Origin of the sequence: Streptomyces sp. NPDC088785 (assembly GCF_044750685.1) — a bacterium.
In the GTDB taxonomy this organism is placed as follows: domain Bacteria; phylum Actinomycetota; class Actinomycetes; order Streptomycetales; family Streptomycetaceae; genus Streptomyces.
The window spans coordinates 35,804-58,636 of sequence record NZ_JBIVKH010000018.1; the positions used below are offsets into that span (position 1 = coordinate 35,804).

Annotated in this window: 19 protein-coding genes; 12 read left to right on the forward strand and 7 right to left on the reverse strand. The window is 71.8% G+C overall.

Translation table 11 applies throughout. The features are described from left to right. Window positions 1-45: 45 nt before the first annotated feature. The gene (gene der, locus ACIP5K_RS32525) at window positions 46-1,521 is read left to right on the forward strand and encodes a ribosome biogenesis GTPase Der (RefSeq protein ID WP_401415388.1); all 1,476 of its coding nucleotides are present in this window, start codon (window positions 46-48) and stop codon (window positions 1,519-1,521) included. Between the two features lie 21 nt (window positions 1,522-1,542). On the opposite strand, the gene ACIP5K_RS32530 is transcribed toward der, so the two are convergent. Then, entirely contained in the window at window positions 1,543-1,953 is a 411-nt protein-coding gene (locus ACIP5K_RS32530) for a hypothetical protein (RefSeq protein ID WP_401415390.1), read from the reverse strand. A gap of 125 nt (window positions 1,954-2,078) precedes the next feature. Beyond that, window positions 2,079-2,855 carry a hypothetical protein gene (locus tag ACIP5K_RS32535; protein ID WP_401415391.1) on the reverse strand — a complete coding sequence of 259 codons (777 nt, stop codon included), beginning with the start codon at window positions 2,853-2,855 and terminating at the stop codon, window positions 2,079-2,081. A gap of 399 nt (window positions 2,856-3,254) precedes the next feature. Between ACIP5K_RS32535 and ACIP5K_RS32540 the strand changes: the two genes are divergently transcribed. The 3 genes from ACIP5K_RS32540 to ACIP5K_RS32550 all read left to right on the forward strand — a co-directional run bounded on the left by ACIP5K_RS32540 (window position 3,255) and on the right by ACIP5K_RS32550 (window position 6,179). Beyond that, a complete protein-coding gene (locus tag ACIP5K_RS32540; protein ID WP_401415392.1) occupies window positions 3,255-3,836 on the forward strand; it encodes a transglycosylase family protein in 582 nt (193 codons plus the stop codon). Window positions 3,837-4,086: 250 nt separating this feature from the next. After that, window positions 4,087-5,346, forward strand: a complete 1,260-nt coding sequence (locus tag ACIP5K_RS32545) for a glycosyltransferase family 4 protein (RefSeq protein ID WP_401415394.1) — start codon at window positions 4,087-4,089, stop codon at window positions 5,344-5,346. 53 nt (window positions 5,347-5,399) lie between these two features. Beyond that, entirely contained in the window at window positions 5,400-6,179 is a 780-nt protein-coding gene (locus tag ACIP5K_RS32550) for a hypothetical protein (protein ID WP_401415570.1), read from the forward strand. Window positions 6,180-6,189: 10 nt separating this feature from the next. Here ACIP5K_RS32550 and ctaD read toward each other — a convergent pair whose 3' ends face one another. Further along, on the reverse strand, window positions 6,190-7,905 hold the full coding sequence (ctaD, locus tag ACIP5K_RS32555) for a cytochrome c oxidase subunit I (protein ID WP_401415396.1): 1,716 nt from the start codon (window positions 7,903-7,905) through the stop codon (window positions 6,190-6,192). A gap of 449 nt (window positions 7,906-8,354) precedes the next feature. On the opposite strand from ctaD, the gene ACIP5K_RS32560 reads away from it, so the two are divergent. Further along, window positions 8,355-8,558: an I78 family peptidase inhibitor gene (locus ACIP5K_RS32560; protein WP_401415398.1), complete on the forward strand. Its 204-nt coding sequence runs from the start codon at window positions 8,355-8,357 to the stop codon at window positions 8,556-8,558. A 123-nt stretch (window positions 8,559-8,681) separates the two neighbouring features. Here the strand turns inward: ACIP5K_RS32560 and ACIP5K_RS32565 are convergent, their stop codons facing one another. Beyond that, on the reverse strand, window positions 8,682-9,671 hold the full coding sequence (locus tag ACIP5K_RS32565) for a phosphatase PAP2 family protein (protein WP_401415400.1): 990 nt from the start codon (window positions 9,669-9,671) through the stop codon (window positions 8,682-8,684). 238 nt (window positions 9,672-9,909) lie between these two features. Beyond that, window positions 9,910-11,049, reverse strand: coding sequence for a hypothetical protein (locus ACIP5K_RS32570; protein ID WP_401415402.1), 1,140 nt, complete (start codon window positions 11,047-11,049; stop codon window positions 9,910-9,912). A 303-nt stretch (window positions 11,050-11,352) separates the two neighbouring features. On the opposite strand from ACIP5K_RS32570, the gene ACIP5K_RS32575 reads away from it, so the two are divergent. Continuing rightward, a complete protein-coding gene (locus tag ACIP5K_RS32575) occupies window positions 11,353-12,969 on the forward strand; it encodes an MFS transporter (protein WP_401415403.1) in 1,617 nt (538 codons plus the stop codon). Between the two features lie 58 nt (window positions 12,970-13,027). Here the strand turns inward: ACIP5K_RS32575 and ACIP5K_RS32580 are convergent, their stop codons facing one another. Further along, window positions 13,028-13,474: a cell division protein SepF gene (locus ACIP5K_RS32580; RefSeq protein WP_401415405.1), complete on the reverse strand. Its 447-nt coding sequence runs from the start codon at window positions 13,472-13,474 to the stop codon at window positions 13,028-13,030. A gap of 367 nt (window positions 13,475-13,841) precedes the next feature. On the opposite strand from ACIP5K_RS32580, the gene ACIP5K_RS32585 reads away from it, so the two are divergent. Further along, entirely contained in the window at window positions 13,842-15,155 is a 1,314-nt protein-coding gene (locus ACIP5K_RS32585; protein ID WP_401415406.1) for a DUF5685 family protein, read from the forward strand. Between the two features lie 698 nt (window positions 15,156-15,853). Here ACIP5K_RS32585 and ACIP5K_RS32590 read toward each other — a convergent pair. After that, the gene (locus ACIP5K_RS32590) at window positions 15,854-16,810 is read right to left on the reverse strand and encodes an ABC transporter substrate-binding protein (RefSeq protein WP_401415408.1); all 957 of its coding nucleotides are present in this window, start codon (window positions 16,808-16,810) and stop codon (window positions 15,854-15,856) included. Window positions 16,811-17,268: 458 nt separating this feature from the next. Between ACIP5K_RS32590 and ACIP5K_RS32595 the strand changes: the two genes are divergently transcribed. The 5 genes from ACIP5K_RS32595 to ACIP5K_RS32615 all read left to right on the forward strand — a co-directional run bounded on the left by ACIP5K_RS32595 (window position 17,269) and on the right by ACIP5K_RS32615 (window position 22,727). After that, window positions 17,269-18,129 carry an amino acid ABC transporter permease gene (locus tag ACIP5K_RS32595; RefSeq protein WP_401415409.1) on the forward strand — a complete coding sequence of 287 codons (861 nt, stop codon included), beginning with the start codon at window positions 17,269-17,271 and terminating at the stop codon, window positions 18,127-18,129. Next, window positions 18,126-19,925, forward strand: coding sequence for an FAD/NAD(P)-binding protein (locus ACIP5K_RS32600; RefSeq protein WP_401415411.1), 1,800 nt, complete (start codon window positions 18,126-18,128; stop codon window positions 19,923-19,925). Before ACIP5K_RS32595 ends, ACIP5K_RS32600 begins: the two co-directional genes overlap by 4 nt. A 77-nt stretch (window positions 19,926-20,002) precedes the next feature. Beyond that, on the forward strand, window positions 20,003-20,914 hold the full coding sequence (locus ACIP5K_RS32605; protein WP_401415413.1) for an amino acid ABC transporter permease: 912 nt from the start codon (window positions 20,003-20,005) through the stop codon (window positions 20,912-20,914). Further along, entirely contained in the window at window positions 20,911-21,672 is a 762-nt protein-coding gene (locus tag ACIP5K_RS32610; protein ID WP_401415414.1) for an amino acid ABC transporter ATP-binding protein, read from the forward strand. The genes ACIP5K_RS32605 and ACIP5K_RS32610 overlap by 4 nt, the downstream gene beginning before the upstream one ends. An 89-nt stretch (window positions 21,673-21,761) precedes the next feature. Continuing rightward, window positions 21,762-22,727 carry an ABC transporter substrate-binding protein gene (locus tag ACIP5K_RS32615; RefSeq protein ID WP_401415416.1) on the forward strand — a complete coding sequence of 322 codons (966 nt, stop codon included), beginning with the start codon at window positions 21,762-21,764 and terminating at the stop codon, window positions 22,725-22,727. The last annotated feature ends 106 nt before the right edge of the window (window positions 22,728-22,833 follow it).

Here is a 22,833-nt window from a genome sequence, read left to right on the forward strand (position 1 = left end):
GGCGGCCCACCGATCACCACGAATGAACGACGAGGTACGGACTTCATGAACGACCAGATCCAGCCCGAGGACTCCCCGGAATACGAGCACGGGGCGCTCGGCGACGCGGAGTACGCGGAGTTCATGGAGCTCGCCGCCGAAGAGGGCTTCGACATCGAGGACGTCGAGGGCGCCATCGAGGAGGCGGGCCACGGCCCGCTGCCCGTGCTCGCCGTCGTCGGCCGCCCGAACGTCGGCAAGTCGACCCTGGTGAACCGCATCATCGGCCGCCGCGAGGCGGTCGTCGAGGACAAGCCGGGCGTCACCCGCGACCGCGTCACCTACGAGGCCGAGTGGGCGGGCCGCCGCTTCAAGGTCGTCGACACCGGCGGCTGGGAGCAGGACGTGCTCGGCATCGACGCGTCGGTGGCCGCGCAGGCCGAGTACGCGATCGAGACCGCCGACGCCGTCGTCTTCGTGGTCGACTCCACGGTCGGCGTCACGGACACCGACGAGGCCGTCGTCCGGCTGCTGCGCAAGGCGAAGAAGCCGGTGGTGCTCTGCGCCAACAAGGTCGACGGCCCGTCCGGCGAGGCCGACGCCACCGCCCTGTGGTCGCTCGGCATCGGCGAGCCGCACCCGGTCTCCTCGCTGCACGGCCGCGGCACCGGCGACATGCTGGACGCCGTCCTGGAGGCGCTGCCCGAGGCGCCGCAGCAGACGTTCGGCGGCGTCGGCACCGGCGGCCCGCGCCGCATCGCGCTGATCGGCCGGCCGAACGTCGGCAAGTCCTCGCTGCTCAACAAGGTGGCGAACGAGGACCGCGTCGTCGTCAACGAGCTGGCGGGCACCACCCGCGACCCGGTCGACGAGCTGATCGAGCTGGGCGGCGTCACCTGGAAGTTCGTCGACACGGCGGGCATCCGCAAGCGCGTCCACCTCCAGCAGGGCGCCGACTACTACGCCTCGCTGCGCACCGCCGCCGCCGTGGAGAAGGCGGAGGTCGCGGTCATCCTGATCGACGCCTCCGAGTCCATCTCCATCCAGGACCAGCGGATCGTGACGATGGCGGTCGAGGCGGGCCGTGCGATCGTCGTCGCGTTCAACAAGTGGGACACCCTCGACGAGGAGCGCCGCTACTACCTGGAGCGCGAGATCGACACCGAGCTGGCGCAGATCGCGTGGGCGCCCCGGGTCAACGTGTCGGCGCGGACCGGCCGCCACATGGAGAAGCTCGTCCCGGCGATCGAGACGGCGCTGGACGGCTGGGAGACCCGGGTGCCGACCGGGCGGCTGAACGCCTTCCTCGGCGAGCTGGTCGCCGCGCACCCGCACCCGGTCCGCGGCGGCAAGCAGCCCCGCATCCTGTTCGGGACGCAGGCCGGTACGAAGCCGCCGCGGTTCGTGCTGTTCGCCTCCGGCTTCATCGAGGCCGGCTACCGCCGGTTCGTGGAGCGCCGGCTGCGCGAGGAGTTCGGCTTCGAGGGAACGCCGATCCACATCTCCGTCCGCGTGCGCGAGAAGCGTGGCAGGAAGAAGTAGCGGATCCGTCGCGCCGGGGCCTCAGTGCTCGCGGCGCGGAGCGGGCGGCAGCGCGGCCGGGAGGTGACCTCCGTGGCCGTGGTGCCGCCCGTTCGTCTGCGGGGCCTGCGGCTGCCAGTGCTGGTACTGGTGGGCCGCCGGGTAGTACGGGGTGTGGTGGCGTGCGCCGTAGGGACCGCCGCCGAAGCCGGTGAACCCGAGATCCTCCTCGCCGCTGCGGTCGCCGGGCAGCGCCCGGAAGGACCTGCGGTACTCCGCGTAGAGGGCGTCGTAGATGGGCGTGGCCGAGGGGACGCCCGCGTAGCCGGTCGAGTGGCCGCCCGCGTGGCCGCTCGGCTGGCTGCTCTGGTGGTCCTCCGCGGGGCGCATCGACGGGATCTGGCTCGGGTACGGCTGACGCCGTCCGGACATGCTGGGGTCGTATGGGTGCACGTAGGTGCCAACGACCCGGATCCGCTACGGATGCGCCCTTGGCCTCGGCTTTTCCAAGGCTTCAGGAGGGTGGGCGGCGCATGCGTACGGGTCCGGGCCGTCGGTCCTACGGGGTGCGGCCGGGCTCAGGTGCCCGCAAGCGGCAGCGCCGCGGCGACCAGCCGGCCGTTCGCCGCCGCCTTGTCGAGGGCGTCGCGCAGCAGGTCCTCGCGCGGCTGCCGGCCGATCGAACCGGCGGGGGCGGCGAAGACGAGCACGGTCTGCGTCTTGTTGGCGGCGGCCCGCCAGCCCTCGGTGACGACCAGCGGCTGGTGCGCCTGCCACCAGGCGACCTGGGAGGGGGCGCCGCCGGTGCCGGGCTGGAGCACGGCGTGCAGCTGGCCCATGGCGAGCAGCACCGACCAGCCTTCGAGGGTGCGGGGCGCCTCCTCCAGGCCGGTGACGGGCATGTAGCCCTGCTCGATCAGGAGCGGCAGGAAGTCGTCGCCCGAGTCGCTGCCGGGGCGGGCGATCGGCCCGGTGGGCTCCACGACGAGCGCCGGGTGCAGGTCGCCCGCGATCAGGACGAGACCGCTGGTCACACCGAGCACGGCCTGGGACGGCGCGGCGCCGGGGATCTCGTCGGGGGACCCGGCGACGGAGCGGACGGCGCCCTGCAACTGGTCCTCGGCGACCCGGACGACCTGCGAGGGCAGGCAGCCGGCGTGCGCGAAGGCCAGTACGGCGGTCTCGTCACCGACGAACAGGACGGTGCTGGTGTGCTCCTGTTCCGAGTCCCCCGCGGTGCGGCAGGACGTGCAGTCGTAGCTGCCCGGGGCGTTGCCCCCGGCGAGCAGCCGGTCGGCTTCTTCGTCGCCGATCTCGGCGCGTACGTCGTCGCTGACGTCGAGCAAGCGCGGCACGGGTGGCTCCTCAAGGGTCGGTCGCCCCCGCACGCGAGCGCGGACACGGGGACAGAGAGTGCTGATGAAGGGACAACGGGTGATCCGCGGCCGGGGTCACGCCCGGAACCGAACAGAATTCACCCATCCGGCGCGCATCGCGCGAGCCACCCCGGAACCCGCCGTTCCCCGCCAACTGGCCTTCACGGCCAGCGCGTTGAGCAGGTGGAAGGCCATATGCCGATGAGGCGCCAGGTCGACAAATCCTGAAATCAGCTCATGAAGCGGGTGGCGTGAAGGTGCTGTTACCTTCGGTAAGGGCAGCGGGTCCCGTCCGCCTGGTCCGCCGACCGGGTGGGCCCGGGGCCCGCGCGGCGCGGCACGGCGGACCGGTCCCGGCCCGCTGCTTAGCGTGACGCGATGCGTCCGCTGCCCTCGCTGCTCCCGGCGTCCTGCGCCCTGCTCGCCTCGCTGCTCGCCGTGACCGCCGCGCCCGCGCCCGCCCAGGGCGCCGCGCCCGCCGCGCGGACCGTCCGCAAGCCCGACGCCTGCGTCAAGGGCGACTGGCCGTGGGACTGCCTCGCCCAGTGCGAGAGCGGCGGCCACTGGGACGCGAACACCGGCAACTCCTACTACGGCGGGCTCCAGATCTGGCAGCCGACCTGGAAGGAGCACGGCGGCCTCGCGTACGCGCCGCGCGCCGACCTCGCCACCCGCGCCGAACAGATCCAGGTCGCCGAGGAGGTGCTGCGCACCCAGGGCTGGCGCGCCTGGCCCGCCTGCGCGAAGAAGTACCGGCTCCGGGGCCGGGTCCACGTGGTGCAGCGCGGGGAGACGCTGACGTCGATCGCCCGCCGCCTGAAGGTGAAGGGCGGCTGGCAGGCGCTCTACGCGGCGAACCGGGACCTGGTGGGTCCGCACCCCGACCTGCTGAACGTGGGAACGATGCTCTCCGTCCCGGAGAAGCGGAGGAAGGCGTCGCGGGGTCACCCGCGGCGGTGACGTGGGCGACACGCGTTTTGACGCTCCGCAACTTCCTCACCAGCCACGATGCGGCCCTGATGGACAAAGTGGCCAAATGGTTCCTCATATTGCCTACCAATAAGGCAACTGTTCTGGAACAAGATGATGATGAGGAACAACCCTGGGCGGGGCATCTCTGTCTAACCATCTGGTAGGCGGAGGACACGGATCGAACCGACAGAACCGACGGTCCGGACTGTCCGCGCGGAATGGTGGGATACGGGGACACATGCAGATTTCTTTTCTGATTCACAATGCATATGGGATCGGAGGGACGATCCGCACCACGTACAACCTCGCCAACACCTTGGCCGAGCAGCACGACGTGGAAGTGGTGTCGGTCTTCCGGCACCGCGACGAGCCGGTGTTCGCGCCTGACCAGCGCGTCCGGCTGCGTCATCTGGTCGACATCCGCAAGGACGCGCCGGGCTACGACGGCGCCGACCCGGAGTTCGCGGCGCCCGCCGCGGTCTTCCCGCGCCACGAGGGCCGCTACGAGCAGTACAGCGCGCTCACCGACCGGCGCATCGCCGAGTACCTCGGGAGCACCGGGGCGGACGTCGTCGTCGGCACCCGGCCCGGGCTCAACGTGCACCTGGCCACGCAGACCCGGCGCGGCCCGCTGCGCGTCGGCCAGGAGCACCTCACGCTCGACACCCACCCGCCGGGCCTGCTGCGGCAGCTGCGCAAGGTCTACCCGCGTCTGGACGCCCTCACCACGACCACCGAGGCCGACGCCCGCGCCTACCGCGACCGGATGCGGCTGCCCGGCGTCCGCATCGAGGCCATGTCCAACCCGGTGCCCGCCCCGGGCGTCACCCCCGCCGACGGTGACGCCAAGTGGGTCGTGGCCGCCGGGCGGCTCGCCCCCGTGAAGCGGTACGACCTGCTGATCAGGGCCTTCGACAAGGTGCGCGCCGAGCGCCCCGACTGGCGGCTGCGGATCTACGGCGCGGGCCGCCAGAAGGACAGACTCCGCGCCCTCATCGACGAACTCGGGCTCTACAACCACGTCTTCCTCATGGGCCCGGCCAACCCGATCGAGCCGGAATGGGCGAAAGGTTCCGTCGCGGCCGTCACCTCGACCTTCGAGTCGTTCGGCATGACCATCGTCGAGGCCATGCGCTGCGGGCTCCCGGTCGTCGCCACCGACTGCCCGCACGGGCCCGGCGAGATCATCGACGACGGGATCGACGGCCGGCTGGTCGAGGTCGGCAACGTCGACGCGATCGCCGGCGGCCTGCTGGAACTCATCAACGACGACAAGCGGCGCCAGGAGATGGCGGCCCGCGCCCTCACCAGCTCCGAGCGGTTCGACCCGGCCCGGATCGCCGAGCGCTACGAGTCGCTCTTCGGCTCGCTGACCGGCCGCGGCGGCTCCGGCGGCCTGCTGCACCGCACCCGCGGCTCCCTGCTCGGCGGCGCCTACGTCGTCCGTGACGCCGGCCGCACCCTGTTCAAGTCCCCGGGGAAGGGGCGCACCGCATGACATCGTTGGCCACGCCCGCACCGACGTTCGCGTCTGACGACAGGACCGTCCTCATGGCACCCCGCGCCGACTGCATCGCCGACTCCGCCGGCGGCCTCACCTTCGACGTCATCGACCACGGGGCGGCCGGCTCCGCCTACCTGGTCCTGGTCCAGCGGGCCGGCGGCCAGGAGGTGCGCCTGCCGCTCGCCCCGGTCGGCGAGGGCCGGCTGCGCGCCTCGCTCCCGATAGGGGTGGCGCTGGCCGAGGGACGCTGGGACGCGTTCGCCGAGGTCGCCGGGGGCGACCCGGTCCGGCTGGTGCCCGGGGTCAACGACCTGCGCTCGCTGGTGGACCGCGCGCCCAGCGGATCCCGCGGCCACGTGGCCGTCCGCATCCCGTACGCCACGAAGAACGGCAACCTGTCGGTCCGCAGCTGGCGCCGGGCCCCGCACGCGGAGGCCGGTGAACTCCTCATCACCGGTACCGAACTGAGCGTGCGCGGCCGGGTCTACGGCACGCCGGTCACGGCCAAGGCGAGCGCCGAGGTGCGCGAGCGCGGCGGCGACGGCCCGGCGCTGCACGCCGAAATGGACGCCGAGGGGTGCGAGTTCACCCTGCGGATCACGTACGACGAGCTGACCGAGGGGCGCTGGGACCTGTGGCTGCGGCCCGGCGGCGAGGACGGCCCCGAGGTGCGGGTGGCCCGGCTGCTCGACGACATCGCCGACAAGAAGCCGATCTTCGCCTACCCGGTGACCCCGGTCGTCGTCGCGGGCCGGGAGCTGACCGCCGAGCCGTACTACACGAACGACAACGACCTCGCCGTGGTGGTGCGCGCCGCGACGGCCTAGCCGGTCGCGCTCAGCGTGGTGCGGGACCGTCCGGGCCGTGCGCCAGGGCGGTCTTCGACTCCGGGGGATGCTCCTGGAACGCGGCGAACTCCGGGTGGTGCAGGTCGAACGCCGGGGACTCCGAGCGGATCCGGGGCAGCGTGAGGAAGTTGTGCCGGGGCGCCGGGCACGCCGTCGCCCACTCCAGCGACCTGCCGTAGCCCCACGGGTCGTCGACCTCGACCTTGGCGCCGTACTTGGCCGTCCGCCAGATGTTGTAGAGGAACGGCAGCGTGGACAGGCCGAGCAGGAACGCGCCGATCGACGACAGCGTGTTGAGCGCCGTGAAGCCGTCCGCCGCCAGATAGTCCGCGTACCGGCGGGGCATGCCCTCCGCGCCCAGCCAGTGCTGGACCAGGAACGTGGTGTGGAAGCCGATGAACAGCGTCCAGAAGTGGATCTTGCCGAGCCGTTCGTCGAGCATCTTCCCGGTCAGCTTCGGCCACCAGAAGTAGAAGCCGCCGAACGTCGCGAAGACGACGGTGCCGAAGACGACGTAGTGGAAGTGCGCGACGACGAAGTACGTGTCCGAGACGTGGAAGTCCATCGGCGGCGACGCCAGGATGACGCCGGTCAGCCCGCCGAACAGGAACGTCACCAGGAAGCCGACCGACCACAGCATCGGGGTCTCGAAGGACAGCGAGCCCTTGAGCATGGTGCCGGTCCAGTTGAAGAACTTCACGCCCGTCGGCACCGCGATGAGGAACGACATGAACGAGAAGAAGGGCAGCAGCACCCCGCCGGTCACGAACATGTGGTGCGCCCACACGACCACCGACAGGCCGGTGATCGCCATGGTCGCGCCGACCAGCATCGTGTAGCCCCAGATCGGCTTCCGGCTGAAGACCGGGATGATCTCGCTGATGATGCCGAAGAAGGGCAGCGCGATGATGTAGACCTCGGGATGGCCGAAGAACCAGAAGAGGTGCTGCCACAGCAGCGCGCCCCCGTTCTGCGGCTCGAAGACCACCGACCCGAACCGCCGGTCCGCCTCCAGCACCAGCAGCGCCGCCGCCAGCACCGGGAAGGCGAGCAGCACGAGGATCGACGTGAACAGCGTGTTCCACGTGAAGATCGGCATCCGGAACATGGTCATGCCGGGGGCCCGCATCCCGATGATCGTCGTCAGGAAGTTCACCGAGCCCAGGATCGTGCCGAACCCGGCGAGCGCGAGCCCCATGATCCACAGGTCGGCGCCGACACCGGGCGACCGGGTCAGGCTGTTCAGCGGCGCGTACGCGAACCAGCCGAAGTCGGCGGCCCCGCCCGGCACCACCAGCGAGCCCAGCACGATCAGCCCGCCGAAGAGGAACAGCCAGTACGAGAGCATGTTCAGGCGCGGGAACGCGACGTCGGGGGCGCCGATCTGGAGCGGCATGATCTCGTTGGCGAACCCGGCGAACGTCGGGGTGGCGAAGAGCAGCAGCATGATCGTGCCGTGCATCGTGAAGAGCTGGTTGTACTCCTCGTTGGAGAGCACCTGGAGCCCCGGGCGGGCCAGCTCGGCGCGCATCAGCAGCGCCATGACGCCGCCGACCAGGAAGAAGGCGAAGGCCGTGATCAGGTAGAGATGGCCGATCTTCTTGTGGTCGGTCGTGGTCAGCCAGTCCACCACGATGCGGCCCGGCTGCCGCGCGCCGGCCCGCTCCGCCGTCTCCGGTCCGGCCGCCACCCCGGTCGTTCCCATCGCCTGCCCCCTCGCCGCGCCGCGCCCCGGGCTTGCTTCGGACTGACGCCATGATGCTCGCGCGGCCACCCCCGCGACAGGGGGCGTACCCCGGTTTCTGGCATGGACAGGCAATTGTCGGACATCCTCAACTCGCGGCCCGCACCGCGGGATTCGGAATATCCGTGAATGGCGCGAAGGCGTCCCGGCAATTACTCCGGGGCGGGTGCCGCCTCTCTTGTGCGGGCGGCCGGAATTGCGGGTACCGGGGGGTTCTTCCCGGGGTGCGGGGGAGCGCGTAAGAAGTGTGTAAGAACTAAGGAACCGCTCGAACGTGTGAGGAAGTCGGACGGAAACTCGGCGTCGCGATCCGTCGTGATCTTGTGACGGAAGCGTGACAGTACGACAGTCCGACCGGGGCATCCGGGCGGCCCTGGCGCCCCCCGGGGACACGGCCTACGGTGGGCTGCATGGCACCCACGCAGGGATCACAGGACACCCCCGACAGCTACGTCGGTCTCGACGCGGCGCGCGCCGAGCGGCAGGCCCACGACCGGGGCTGGTCGACCGTCCGGCAGTTGCCGCCGGGCGCGATCGTCACCATGGAGTACCGCGCGGGCCGGCTGAACTTCGAGGTCAGGGACGGCACCGTGACGCGCTGCTGGAAGGGGTGAGGGGTCCGGCCCGCCCCCGTCCGGACACGCGAAGGCCCCGGAGCCATGGGCTCCGGGGCCTTCGTCGTGCGGGGTGGTTGTGCGTACCGGCCCCGCTGCTCGGGGGGACCCGCCGGGCGGGTCTCAGGCCCGCTGGGGGTCCGCCGTGCCCGCGCGCGCGGATCCCCGCGTGCCCGCGGGGCGTCTGCTGCCCGCCGGGGTGGCGGGGGTGCGCTCGCCCCGAGGGGTGTGCGGGCCCTGGGGGAGCAGCGCCGAGGGGCGGCTCCCCGGGCGGTTGGGCAGCCCGGCCGGCTCGCGCGTGCGGGCCGGCGCGGGGGCCGGGAGCGGCTCGGCGGCCGGCTCGGCGCCCCGGCGGGGGATCCGGACGCGGTCGCGGACCGCGAGGATCCGGGCCTCGACCTTGGCGACCAGCGGCTCGCACCAGGGCAGCGCGAGCAGGATCAGCAGGCCGGCGGCCCAGCCCAGCAGCACGTCGCTCAGCCAGTGCGTACCGAGGTAGACGGTGGTCAGGCCGACGCTGAGGGAGATCACCGCGGAGACGGCGGACAGCCAGCGGCGGGCCCGTGGGGTGGAGGCGAGGTAGGCGAGAATGCCCCACGTCACCACGGCGTTCGCCGTGTGGCCCGAGGGGAATATGTCGCCGCCCTGCCACATCTCGTTCGAGCCGATCATGGTGGCGTAGTGCGGGCCCGCGCGGCCCATGCCGTACTTGGCGGCGCCCACCGTGGCGTTGAGCAGCAGCAGGGCCGCGCCGAACATCAGCAGCGGCCGCAGCGTGTGCTGCCGCCAGGAGCGCCAGCCCAGCCACGCCATCACCATCACGGCGGTCGGGCCGCGCTGGCCCAGCACCACCCAGTAGTCCAGGAACGCGTGGATCTCCGGCCACTGCTGGTACGGCCGGAAGAACATGACCTGCCAGTCGAACGCGACCAGCCAGGTCGTGGCCAGCACGGCCACCACGATCGTGAGGTAGAAGGACAGCGTCAGGCCCAGGAGCACCACGCGGTGCCGGCTCATGTGGGGCATGTCCACATGAGCCGGCCGTTCGGGCTCTCGGTCGAGCCGGGCGAAGACCCGCTCGACCCGGCGGGTCAGGTTTGGTTCGGTACGCACCCAATCGACGCTACAGCGGGTGAGTGGCGGACCGCCTCGAAACAGGGGCTTTGTGATGACGATGTGATGTGGGATTGATCTCAGCCCGGGGTTTATTCCCCGGATTCCGATTACCGGAGAGTCCTGTTCCCGTGAATTCGGTGATCGTTTAAACGGGCCGGTTTTCGTTCGCTTATCAATGCGTTCACCGCCCGCTGGCGCGGAATTCGCCGCCCGGTCGGCAGCGGGCGGGGCCGGGTCACGGCGGCCCCGAGCCGTTCAGCCAGAACGCTCCGTACCCGGCCGAGATCAGCGCGAGAGCGCCCAGCGCCCAGGCCGCCGCGGGCCGCCGGGCGTGCCACCTGGCCAGGGCCACCGCCGGCGGCAGCAGCAGCGGGAACGCGGGCAGCATCAGCCGGGGCTTGGAGCCGAAGTAGCCCGACGAGCACAGCGCCAGTGCCAGCACGATCCCGGTGTAGACGAGCAGGGGCGCGGGCTGTCCCCGGCGCGCCCCGGTCACGTACAGCCACAGGACGAGCACGACCCCGACGATCAGCCCGGTCCCGGCGAGCGCCCCGGGCAGCGACGTGAACCGGTCGGCGACGAACCGGGCGAAGGCCAGCCCGCCGTCGAAGCCGTTGCCCCACTGCCCCTGGACGTCGAGGTAGCCGAACAGTCCGCCACCGGTACGGTTGCCGACCCACAGCACGTACGAGGCCGCGCCCACCGGCGCGAGCAGCACCCCGGCCACCGACCGCCACGACACCCGCCGCTCCCGGCGCATCCACAGCGCCGCCGCCACCCACACCGCCGCCACGACGGCCGCGCCGATCGGCCGGGTCAGCCCGGCCAGCGAGGCGAGCAGCCCGGCCGTCACCCAGTGCCGGCGCAGGACCGCGTACAGGCCCCACGCCGCGAGCGCCGTGAACAGGGCCTCGCTGTACGCCATCGACGCCACGATCCCGATGGGCAGCGCGCCCCACAGCACCGCGAGGCAGACGCCCGCCCGCCGCCCGGCCACCCGGGCGCCGACCGCGTAGATCCCCCACGCCGCCGCCAGCGAGGCGAGCCAGCTCACGACCATCCCCGCCGTGCCGTACGAGAGCGGGGTGAGCGCCGACACCAGCCGCTCCAGCCACGGCAGCAGCGGGAAGAACGCCAGGTTCGAGTGGACGCTCCCGTCGGGCAGCGTCACCGACCAGCCGTAGCCGTGGGCGGCGACCCGGGTGTACCAGAGGGAGTCCCAGCGGGCGGTCAGCAGCGTCAGCCAGCTCTTGTCCGCGGCGGCGCTCCACAGCGCCAGCACGAGCACGCCGAGGGCGCGCACGGCCGCGTAGCCCAGCAGGGCCGGGGCCGCCCGCCGCAGTCCTGGCCGGTCCTGTCGATCATCGTCCGTCACGGCCCCGATTATCGGCCGTCGCCGCCCGTGGTCCGGACGCCGCCCGGCCCGCGTGGGCGGCGTACGCGTGACGCACGAGTGGCATACGAGTGGCGCACGAGTGGTGCACGAGTGGTGCACGCCACACGCGCGGGCCCGGTCCGTGAGAGACCCGCCACGTGTGACCGGCTCGAACTCGCGTACTCTGACGGCTCACTCGCCTGACCGCTGCGGGGCCGGGAGCCGACTCCTCCCGACCGGAGACCGAGGGACATCCCCAGCCCCCGGATCCGCCGAACGCGAGGACCACTGGGAGGTACGCACATGTCCGGGACGAGCACGGCCGCCGGGCGGCTGCGCGGACTGCTCGCCGCGACGCGCGCCCGCACCAATCGCTGGGTCGTCCTCGTCGTCCTGTGCACGAGCCTGCTGCTGGTCGCGCTCGACTCGACCATCCTCTACGTCGCCCTGCCCTCGGTCACCGAGGACCTCAGGCCGACCTCGGTCGAGCTGCTGTGGATCGGCGACGCCTACCCGCTGGTGTGCGCCTCGCTGCTGATCCTCTTCGGCACGCTCGGCGACCGGGTCGGCCGGCGCCGCATCCTGCTCCTCGGGTACGCCCTGTTCGGCGCGGCCTCCGCGCTCGCCGTCCTCTCCGACACCGCGCAGGTGCTCATCGCCGCCCGCGCCCTGCTCGGCATCGGCGGCGCGATGATCATGCCCGCGACGCTGTCGATCCTGCGGGACGTCTTCCCCGACCGGAACGAGCGGGCCGTCGCCATCGGCGTGTGGACCGCCGTCGCCGCGATCGGCGCCGCCACCGGGCCCGTCCTCGGCGGATTCCTCGTCGAGCACTACTGGTGGGGATCCGTCTTCCTTATCAACATCCCCCTGATGGCGGTCATGCTGCCGCTGTGCCGTGTCCTGGTGCCCGAGTCCAGGGGGCGCTCGGACGGACCGTGGGACCTGGCCGGGGCGCTGCTCGCCGCGCTGGGCGTCCTCGGTGTCGTGTACGGCATCAAGCAGTGGGGCACCGAGCGGGACCTGCTCGCCCCCGAGGCGGTGCTGCCGTTCCTGGCCGGAGTGCTGCTCCTGGTGCTGTTCGTGCGGCGTCAGCGCCGCCGCGAGCACCCGCTGATCGACATGCGGCTGTTCGCGCGGGCCGCGTTCTCGACGTCCGTCGGCTGCATCGTGATCGCGATGCTGGCGCTGGTCGGCCTGGAGCTGATCGCCGTCCAGTACCTCCAGCTGGTGCTGCGGCTCAGCCCGCTGGAGACCGGCCTGCGGATGCTGCCGCTCACCTTCGCCGCGATGGCCGCGGGCGTGCTCGGCTCCGCCAACCTGCGCCGCTTCGGGCCGCGCGGCATGGTGGCGTCCGGCTTCGCGCTGACGGCCTGCGCGGTGCTGCTGCTCTGTCTGATGGGGCAGGAGGACCGGCCGTGGCTGCTCGGCTTCGGCTTCATACTGCTCGGCTTCGGCTTCCAGAGCACGCTGTTCGGGGCCTATGAGTCGATGCTCACCGAGGCGCCGGCCGACGACGCCGGGGGCGCCGCCGCCATCGGCGAGACCTCGTACCAGCTGGGCGCCGGCATGGGCATCGCCCTGCTCGGCTCGGTCATGAACGCCGCGTACGCGCCCGGTCTCGATCAGGTCCCCGGAGTGTCCGGGAGGACCAGCGCGGCCGCGGGGCACTCGCTGGGGGAGGCGTACGAGATCGCCGGCGACCTGGGCGGCAGGGCGGGCGCCGCACTGCGCGACGCCGCACGGACCGCCTTCGTGCACGGGCTGCACGTCACCCTGATCGTCAGCGCGGTGCTGCTGTTCCTCGGCGCGCTGGCCGCGCTGTGGCTGCCGCGCCGGATGGAGTGCGAGGAGGAGGGCCCGGGGTCCGGGGTCGCCGCTCCGCGCAGCTCGTCCCGCACCGAGTCCTCCGTCGTCTGAGGCCGGTGCGGCCGTCTGACCGTGGGTGGGCGGGGCTGCGGCACCGCCCACCCGACGGTCAGCTCTGGTTGAAGAAACCGTCCTGCTGAACCTTGGCCTCCCGGCCGGACACGATCTGCGTGTCCGCGGGGGTCAGCAGGAACACCCGGTTCGCGACCCGGTCGATCGAGCCGCGCAGACCGAAGATGAGCCCCGCCGCGAAGTCGACGACGCGCTTGGCGTCGGCGGGCTCCATGGACGTGAGGTTCATGATCACCGGGACGCCGTCCCGGAACATCTCCCCGATCCGGCGCGCGTCGCGGAAGCTGTCCGGGGTCACGGTGCCGATCCGCCGGTCCTCTTCCTCGGCCTTGTCCTCGGCGACCTTCACGCGCGGGTCGGTGACCCAGGCGGCGCCGCCCGCAGGGGGCTCGGGCCCCTCGTCGTAGTCGTCGTCGTAGTAGCGCTCGTCATCGTTGTCGTCGACGAGGCCAAGCCAGGCACTCGCCTTGCGCACCGATCCCATGGACGCCTCCTCTCACCGCGGTTCCTCTGCGTTCCGCATGTCCTGCATCCCCATGTTCATCCATGATGCGGATGCCGCGCCAAGTGGATAGTCGCCGCGCGGGGTTTTCGTGACGGTACTGGTGCAGAGTCAACACGGTGTTGCCCCGGCGTTCCCAAGGGCTGTACGGGCCCGAGCTGCTGACGGTGAGTGAAATATGATTCTTCGCGGCGTTTGGGTGACCGGAGGTGCGTACGGGTGAACGAGAAGGCGTACGGGGGCTCGATACGATGCCGTCGTTCACGGTCACTTGGGCGGCGGCGCGTCGGGCGGACGACGTTGACGGCCCCAGTTGACGCTTCGTCATCCGGCGCACGGGGGAGTCGCCTTGTTCGGAATCGTCCGGCCCTGTAGTCATCGGCTCGGGGAGCACCTCAAGACCCAGTGGATGGCCCATCTGTGCGGCCTCTGTCTGGCGCTGCGCGGCGATCACGGGCAGTTCGCCCGGGTCGTCACGAACTATGACGGTCTGCTGGTATCCGTCCTGACGGAGGCTCAGGCCGAGCGGCCGGGCGGGGCCGGGGCCTGGCGGCGGCAGGCCGGACCCTGCCCGCTGCGCGGGATGCGCACCGCGTCCGTCGCCCGGGGCGAGGGGGCCCGGCTCGCGGCCGCCGTCTCCCTGGTGCTCGCGGCGGCGAAGGTGCGCGACCACGTCGACGACCGGGACGGGCTCTTCGCCCGCCGCCCGGTCGCCCTCGCCGCCCGCCGGGTCGCGGCGAGCTGGGGCCGGGCCGGCGCGCGCACCGGATCCGACGTCGGCTTCGACACCGCGGTGCTGCTCGACGCGGTGGAGCGGCAGGTCGGGATCGAGGCGCTGGCCGGGCCGGGCACCGCCCTGCTGACGGTCACCGAGCCGACCGAGACCGCGACCGCCGCCGCCTTCGCGCACACCGCACGGCTCGCGGGCCGGCCGCACAACGCCGAGCCGCTCGCCGAGGCGGGCCGGCTCTTCGGCCGCCTCGCGCATCTCCTCGACGCCGTGGAGGACCTCGCCGAGGACGCCGCCTCCGGCGCGTGGAACCCGCTGGCCGCGACCGGCACCGGTCTCGACGAGGCGCGGCGGCTCGCCGACGACGCCGTGCGCGGGATCCGGCTCGCCCTGCGCGAGGTCGACTTCGTGGACGGGAAGCTGGCGCATCTGTTGCTCGCGCACGAGGTGGGGCGGTCGGTGGACCGGGTGTTCGGGGTCACCGGTACGTGCGGGCACGCCGCGACCGCCTCCACCCCGCACTCCGGTGGGCCGGGGGGCTGGGTGCCGACCGGGGCGCCCGGTAGTCCGTACGCGCCGACGGGGTCGGGTGCGTACGAGTCCAACAATCCTTACGGGGGCGGTGCCGGTGGCCCCGGTGGGTCGGGTGGATCCGGTGGGTCGGGTGGATCCGGTGGGTCGGGGGGATTCGGGGGAGGGCCCGCTTTCCCGCCGCCGCCCAAGCCCGGCAGGCGTGGGCTGGTCGCCGGGTGTGCGGTGGCGATCGGGCTCTGCTGCACCTGCAAGGTCTGCTGCGCCGACGAGTTCGAGGGGCCGTGGTCGGGCAAGAAGCGGGAGGGGTGGTGCAGCAACTGCGATTGCGACTGCCCCGATTGCTCTTGCTGTGATTCGTGCGATTGCTGTGACTGTTGCTCGTGCTGCGATTGCGGTTAGGGGATGCCGGGTTTCTGGGGGGCGGCGGGATCGTCCGTGCGCCTCGATTGATGGCCGGGGCGTGGTCTCTGGGTCGTCTTTCGGGTGCGGGTCGGTGGGGGCTGGTTGCGCAGTTCCTCGCGCCCCTGGGTGGTTTTTCGGGTGCGGGTTTCGTGGTGGCTGGTCGCGCAGTTCCCCGCGCCCCTGAGATGCGCACTGCGTGCGGCATCTCATCGGGGGCGCCACCGTTGCGCCGCCCAAAAGAGGTGCGCCACCCTCTCGCTTCCCAGGGGGCGCGCCACCGTTTCGCCTCCAACGGGAGGGATGTGCCGCCGTCTCGCCTCCCCGGGGGAGGGGCGTGCCGCCGTCTCGCCTCCCGTCAGGAGGTGCGCGTCACCCGTCCCGCCTCCCCTTGGGAGGGGCGTGCCCCCGTCCCGCTCCCCTCGGGAGGGGCGTGTCACCGTCGCGCCTCTCAGGAGAGGCGCGCGGAGCGCTGCCTCTGGGGGGAGGCTGCGCGTAGCGCATGCCTCAGGGGCGCGGGGAACTGCGCGAGAAGCTCCACCGGCCCGCAGGTGAAGTACGACCCAGGGGCGCGGGGAACTGCGCGAGAAGCGGCCACCGGGTCGCAGGCGAAATACGGTCCAGGGGCGCGGGGAACCGCGCGACCAGCCCCCACCAGGTCGCGCGGAGCTTCGGCGGCAGCCACCCCCCCCGCAACGTCAGTCCTTGATTTCTGGTGGGGAGATTCGGGATGTGGTGAGGGCCGAGCCTGATGTGCCCCACTTGGCCAGGATCTTCTGGTAGGTGCCATCCGCGATCAACCGGTTCACCGCGGAGCGGAACGCCGGGGCCAACCGCGTCCCCTTCTTGAACGCGAACCCCACGTCGAGCCGGTGGAACTCGTTGAGGAAGCGCAGGCCCTCCTGGTGGGCCACCCCGTACCGGAGCCCGTTGATGGTGCTCATCACGACATCGCTGCGCCCCTGCTGAAGGGACGACCAGATCGCGCTGGGCTCCGCGTACGTCTTCACGTCGTACGGCTTCTTGCCCGCCTTGCGGCACAGGCCCTTGTTCTCCTCCAGCGTCGTCTCGAAGGTGGTGCCGGCGCCGGTCGCGACGTTCAGGCCGCACAGCTGCGTCAGGTCGGTGACCTTCTTCAGGTCGCTGTCCTTGCGGACGGCGAAGCCCTGGCCGTCGTTGATGTACGTCACGAAGTCGATGGTCCGGCGGCGTTCGTCGGTGACGCCGAAGTTCCCGGTGCCGAGGTCGTACTTGCCGCTGCCGAGGGCCGGGAGGATCGCCTCGAAGCTCGCGACCTGCTGGTCGAGCGAGATGCCCAGCACCTTGGCGACCGCGTTCGCGAAGTCGAGGTCCTGCCCGACGACGGTCTTCCCGTCGGGCAGATAGGTGGAGTTGGGCGGTGTGCCGCCCACGCTGACGGCGATCCGGAGGCTGCCGCTCTTGCGGACGGCGGCCGGCAGGAGCTTCGCGGAGGCGGGATCCTCGGCGACGGACGACACCACGTCCTTCGTCGGGATCTTGTCGGCGGCCGCGCCGGCCGGCGCGGCGTCGTCGGCCCCGCCGCCCGAGCCGCAGGCGGTGAGCCCCAGCGCGGCGACGGTGATCAGCGCGAAAGAAGAGAGAACGGGTGATTTGGGCAGGCTGGAGGAGCGCATGGCGGAGAGGTGTGCCCTTCGATGGCAGAGCAGAGCGGGGCTGGAGGAACCGGCTGTGCGAGGGGAGCGTGCAGCAGGGCCAAGGCGCGTACCTGGACAGGGAACGGGACGCGTCGAAGTGCGGCGGAATCGCCGGGGGAGAAAAGGAGAAAGGACGCGCTCAGAGGCGTCGGAAGGGCATCAACAGGACGCGGACCACACGCGACCGAAGTCGATGTGGGAGCGGGTGACCAGCCACTGCTGCGGATGCATGGGCATTAGTGGAACAGGCATCCGGTTCCGCGTCAACTCACTTGAGACGCCCGGCTCACAGTCTGGACAGCCTTGACAGGGGCCGTGACAGGCCCCGTACTCTCGGTGCGGGACCGCTGCTGAGGGGCTCGGCCCGAGCGACACGCACGCAGCAGGTGCGAAGGCGGGACCGTACTGGACGGGATTCCAGCCCACGGAGCCTTCCCATGTCCTCAGACACCCTTCCGTCACCCTCGGGCCCGCTGGCCGAAGCGCCACCCGGCGCCGGCCCCGCCGCTCCGCGCATCGTCCCGCGCCGCCGCACCGGACAGTGGGCCGCCGCGGTCGTCGTACTCGCCCTGCTCGCCCTGGCGGTGAACTCGGTGCTGCGCAACGACGCGTTCCAATGGGACGTCGTCGCCGACTACTTCACCACCGCCTCCGTGCTCCGCGGGCTCTGGCTGACGCTGTGGCTGACCGCGCTCGTCATGACGCTCGGCTTCGTCTTCGGCACCCTGCTGGCCGTCATGCGACTGTCCGCCAACCCCGTTCTGCAAGCGGTGAGTTGGGGGTACGTCTGGCTGTTCAGGTCGGTGCCGATCCTGGTCCAGCTGCTGTTCTGGTTCAACATCGGCGCCCTCTACCCGCGCGTCCTCGGCGTGCGGACCGTCGACCTCTTCGGGCCCGTCACCGTCGCCATCATCGGACTCACCCTGCACGAGGCCGCGTACGCCGCCGAAGTGGTGCGCGGCGGCATCCTCTCCGTCGACCGCGGGCAGGTGGAGGCGGCCCAGGCCCTGGGGCTCGGCCGGTTCCGCCGGTGGCGCCGGATCGTGCTGCCGCAGGCCATGCGCGCCATCGTGCCGCCCGCCGGGAACATGCTGATCGGCACCCTCAAGGGCACCTCCATCGTCAGCATCATCGCGGTGCAGGACCTGCTCTACTCGGTCCAGCTCGTCTACCACCGCACCTACCAGGTCATCCCGCTCCTGCTGGTCGCCACCCTCTGGTACATCGTCGTCACCTCGCTGCTGAGCGTCGGCCAGTACTACGTCGAGCGGCACTACGCGCGCGGGACCCGCCGATGAGTCCCGTACGGCAGTCCCTGGTGATCGTGGGGGCCGGGCCGCGGGGGACCGGAATCCTGGAACGCATCGCCGCCAACGCACCGCACGAGGACGGCGAGTTGGCGCTCGACGTGCATCTCGTCGACCCCTATCCGCCGGGCGGCGGGCGCATCTGGCGGCGCGAGCAGTCACCGCTGCTGTGGATGAACTCGCAGGCCCAGGACGTCACCATGTTCACCGACGACACGGTGGAGCTGGCCGGCCCCGTGGTGCCCGGGCCCGTGCTGCACGAGTGGGCCGGCATCGACGGACGGACCTTCGCCGACCGGCGGCGCCAGGGCGGCTATCTGCGCTGGGTGTACGAGCGGGCCGTCGCCGCACTGCCCGAGGGCGTCACCGTCCACCACCACGCCCGGCGCGCCCTGCGCGTGTCCGGGACGCCGCACGGCCGTCAGCAGGTGTGGGTCGAGGGGGAGACGAGGCCGCTGTCCGCCGACGCCGTCATCCTCGCCCAGGGCCACCTGGACGCCGAACTGGACGAAGACCAGCGGGAGTTGAGCGCGTACGCGGCACGGCACGGGCTCACGCACCTGCCGCCCGACTTCACCGCCGACTCCGACCTGAGCGCCCTCGCACCCGGCCAGGACGTCCTCGTGCGGGGCTTCGGCCTCGCCTTCGTCGACCTGATGGTGCTGCTCACGGAAGGGCGGGGCGGACGCTTCGAGGGGGACACCTACGTGCCGTCCGGGCGGGAGCCGGTGCTGCACGTCGGATCCCGGCGCGGCGTGCCGTACCACTCCAAGCTCGGCTACGACTGGGACACCGGCGACCGGCCGCCGCTGCCGCGCTTCCTCGGACCCGCCCAGATCGACGAACTGCTCGCGAGACAGGGCGGGTTCCGGCCCGACGACTTCCGGCGCGACGTGTGGCCGCTCATCGACAAGGAACTCGGCTACGCCCACTACCACCGCCTCTTCACCGCCCACCCCGAGCGCACCACGGTCGCCTGGGACGTCTTCGAGGAGAAGTACGCCGCCGCCGCGCCGCTCGGCGCCGAGATCCGCGCGCTCGTCGCCGCCACCGTGCCCGACCCCGCCGACCGGCTGGACCTCGACGCCCTCGACCACCCGCTCGACGGCCTGCGGTACGGCTCGTCCGAGGACCTCCAGGCGGGTCTTCGCGCCCACATCACCGACGACCTCCAGCGCCGCCACGACCCGGCGCACAGCCCCGACCTCGCCGTCTTCCTCGGCCTGCTCTCCGTGTACGGACAGCTCGTCCGGCTCGGCGACGTCGGCCCCTGGTGGCACGGCTTCTTCAGCTTCCTGGCGTCCGGGCCGCCCGGCCCGCGCCTGCGCCAGCTGCTCGCCCTCTCCCGCGCCGGCGTCGTGCGGTTCGTCGGCGCCGACATGCGGATCGAGACCCGCGACGGCGTCTTCCGGGCGACGAGCGCCAGCGCGCCCGGAGCGGGCGTCGAGGCCCGCGCGCTCGTCGAGGCCCGCCTGCCGCAGCCGACCCTCGCCCGGACCCGGGACCGGCTGCTGCGCACCCTGTACGAGGAGGGCGCCCGCGCCACCGACGCCGGACTGCTCGCCGTCGACCCGGCCGACGGACGCGTCCTGCACCGCGACGGCACCGCACACCCGCGCCGTTTCGCCCTCGGCCCGCACACCGACGCCCGCGGCGCCGGCGCCTTCACCCGGCCGCGCACCAACGGCCCCTCGTTCCGGCAGAACGACGCCACGGCCCGCGCCGTCCTGGCGCTGCTGCGCGACCTCTCCTGTCGCGCCACCGCCACCACCGCCGCCGCTTCCTGAGCGGGGCGGTCCGCCCGCCCGGACCGCCCCCGCCCGCCGCCCCACACCTCTTCGCCCGCCCGTCTCCGAGGACACCCATGTCTCTGACCAGCGACCCACCCCTGGGCGCCACCGACACCGCCGCCGACCCCGCGAGCACCGCCGAAGCGCCGAACGACGCCTACGCGCACCTCAAGGTTGTCCCCGTACGCCATCCCCTGCGCTGGGTGGCCATCGTCGTCACCGCCGTGCTGCTCGCCCAGTTCGCGCACGGCCTGGCCACCAACGCCGGCTGGGAGTGGGAGGTGTTCGCCGAGTTCTTCACCGCGGACGTCATCCTCAAGGCCGTCTGGACCACGCTCCAGCTCACCGCCTACGGCACGGCGCTCGGCTTCGCCCTCGGCATCGTGATCGCCTTCATGCGGCTGTCGAACAGCCGGTTCCTGCGCACGGTGGCGTTCGGCTACATCTGGGCGTTCCGCTCGATCCCGCTGATCGTGCAGCTGCTGTTCTGGTTCAACCTGGCCTACCTCTACAAGCGGCTGACGTTCGGGATCCCCTTCGGGCCCGGCTTCTTCGCCTTCGACACGATGGGACTCGTCGGCGCGATGAGCGCGGCCGTCCTCGGCCTCGCCCTGCACCAGGCCGCGTACGCCGCCGAGATCGTCCGCGGCGGTGTACTCGCCGTCGACAGCGGCCAGTTGGAGGCCGCCGCGGCCCTCGGCATCCCGCGCCTGCGGCAGATCCGCCGGATCGTGCTGCCCCAGGCGATGCGCTCGATCCTGCCCAACGCCGCCAACGAGGTCATCTCCCTCTTCAAGGGCACCTCGATCGTCTCCGTCATGGCGATCGGCGAACTCTTCTACCAGGTGCAGGTCATCTACGGCCGCAACGGCCGCGTGGTGCCCCTGCTGATGGTCGCCACCGCCTGGTACATCCTGCTGACCAGCGCGCTCTCCGTACTCCAGCACTACGTCGAGCGCCACTTCGCGAAAGGTTCCACCCGATGAGCACCATGGTGGACGTCAAGTCCGTGCACAAGAGCTTCGGCTCCGTCGAGGTGCTGCGCGGCATCGACCTGGAGGTGCGGGCCGGCGAGGTCACCGTCGTCCTCGGCCCGTCCGGCTCGGGCAAGTCGACGCTGCTGCGCACCATCAACCACCTGGAGAAGGTCGACAGCGGCTGGATCAGCGTCGACGGACAGCTCGTCGGCTACCGCCGCTCCGGCGACAAGCTGTACGAGCTGCGCGAACGGGAGATCCTCAAGCAGCGCACCCACATCGGCTTCGTCTTCCAGAACTTCCACCTCTTCCCGCACCTGACGGTCCTGGAGAACATCGTCGAGGCCCCGCTCTCGGCGCTGAAGCGGCCCCGCGCCCAGGTGCTGGAGAGCGCCCGCAAGCTGCTCGACCGGGTCGGCCTCGCCGACAGGGCCGACGCCTATCCGCGCCAGCTCTCCGGCGGCCAGCAGCAGCGCGTCGCCATCGCCCGGGCCCTCGCCCTGGAACCCAAGCTGCTGCTGTTCGACGAGCCGACCTCCGCGCTCGACCCCGAACTGGTCGGCGAGGTCCTCGACGTCATCCGCGACCTCGCCCACCAGGGCACCACGATGATCGTCGTCACCCACGAGATCGGCTTCGCCCGCGAGGTCGCCGACACCGTCGTCTTCATGGACGAGGGGCGCATCGTCGAGCGGGGCGCCCCCGGCGACGTACTCGACGCGCCCCGCGAGGAGCGCACCCGCGCGTTCCTCTCCAAGGTCCTGTGACCGACGACCCCGCGACCGGCGCCGCCCGTCCCTCCCTTCTTTCCTTTTCGCACCACCCATCACCCACCAGAACGCCGAGGAGCACACCCATGCTGTCCCGCCGCACCCTGACCGCCTCCGTCGCCGCACTCGCCCTGGCCCCCCTGCTCAGCGCCTGCGGAGGGGACAGCGACGCCGCCACCACCGGCTCCGGCACCAAGAAGGTCGGGAAGATCAACATCGGCCCGGACCAGCACCGCATCCACGGCCAGAAGGTCGACAAGATCGCCGCGCTGCTCCCGGCGGCCATCCGCGAGCGCGGCACGCTGCGGCTCGGCGGCAGCGCCGACGCCTCACCGCCACTCGGCTTCTTCGCCACCGACGACAAGACCCGCATCGGCTCGGAGATCGACCTCGCCACCCTCGTCGCCGACACCCTCGGCCTCAAGATCAAGCAGGAGCTGGTGAGCTGGGAGAACCTCTTCGTCGGGCTCGACAGCGGAAAGTTCGACGCCGTGTTCTCCAACGTCACCGTCACCGAGGAGCGCAAGGAGAAGTACGACTTCGCGACCTACCGGCTCGACAACATCGCCTTCGAGGCCAAGAAGGGCGCGAACTGGCGGGTCAAGGAGCCCAAGGACGTCGCGGGCAAGACCATCGCCGTCTCCTCCGGCACCAACCAGGAGAAGATCCTCGTCGACTGGAGCAAGCGCAACGAGAAGGCGGGCCGCAAGCCCGTCACCATCAAGTACTTCCAGAAGGACACCGACTACTACCTGGCGCTCCAGTCCGGCCGCATCGACGCCTACCTCGGCCCGAGCCCGGCCGCCTCCTACCACGTGGCGTCCGCCGGACAGTCGCAGATCATCGGGACCATCTCCGGCGGCGGCGACGAGGTGCAGGGCGAGATCGCCGCGACGACGAAGAAGGGCAGCGGACTCGTCGACGCGTACGCCGCCGCGCTCAACCACGTCATCGAGGACGGCTCGTACGCACGGGTGCTGAAGCGGTGGGGCCTGTCCAGCGAGGCCGTGCCGAAGTCCGAGGTCAACCCGGCGGGGCTGCCCAAGACGTAGCCCCTCCCCGGGGTGGCCGGCCGCGGCGCCGCCGTGACCGGCCACCCCGCCCCCGCGCCCCCGCCGGGGCGCCCCTTCCCCCCTCTGCTGAAAGGTTCCCGCCGTC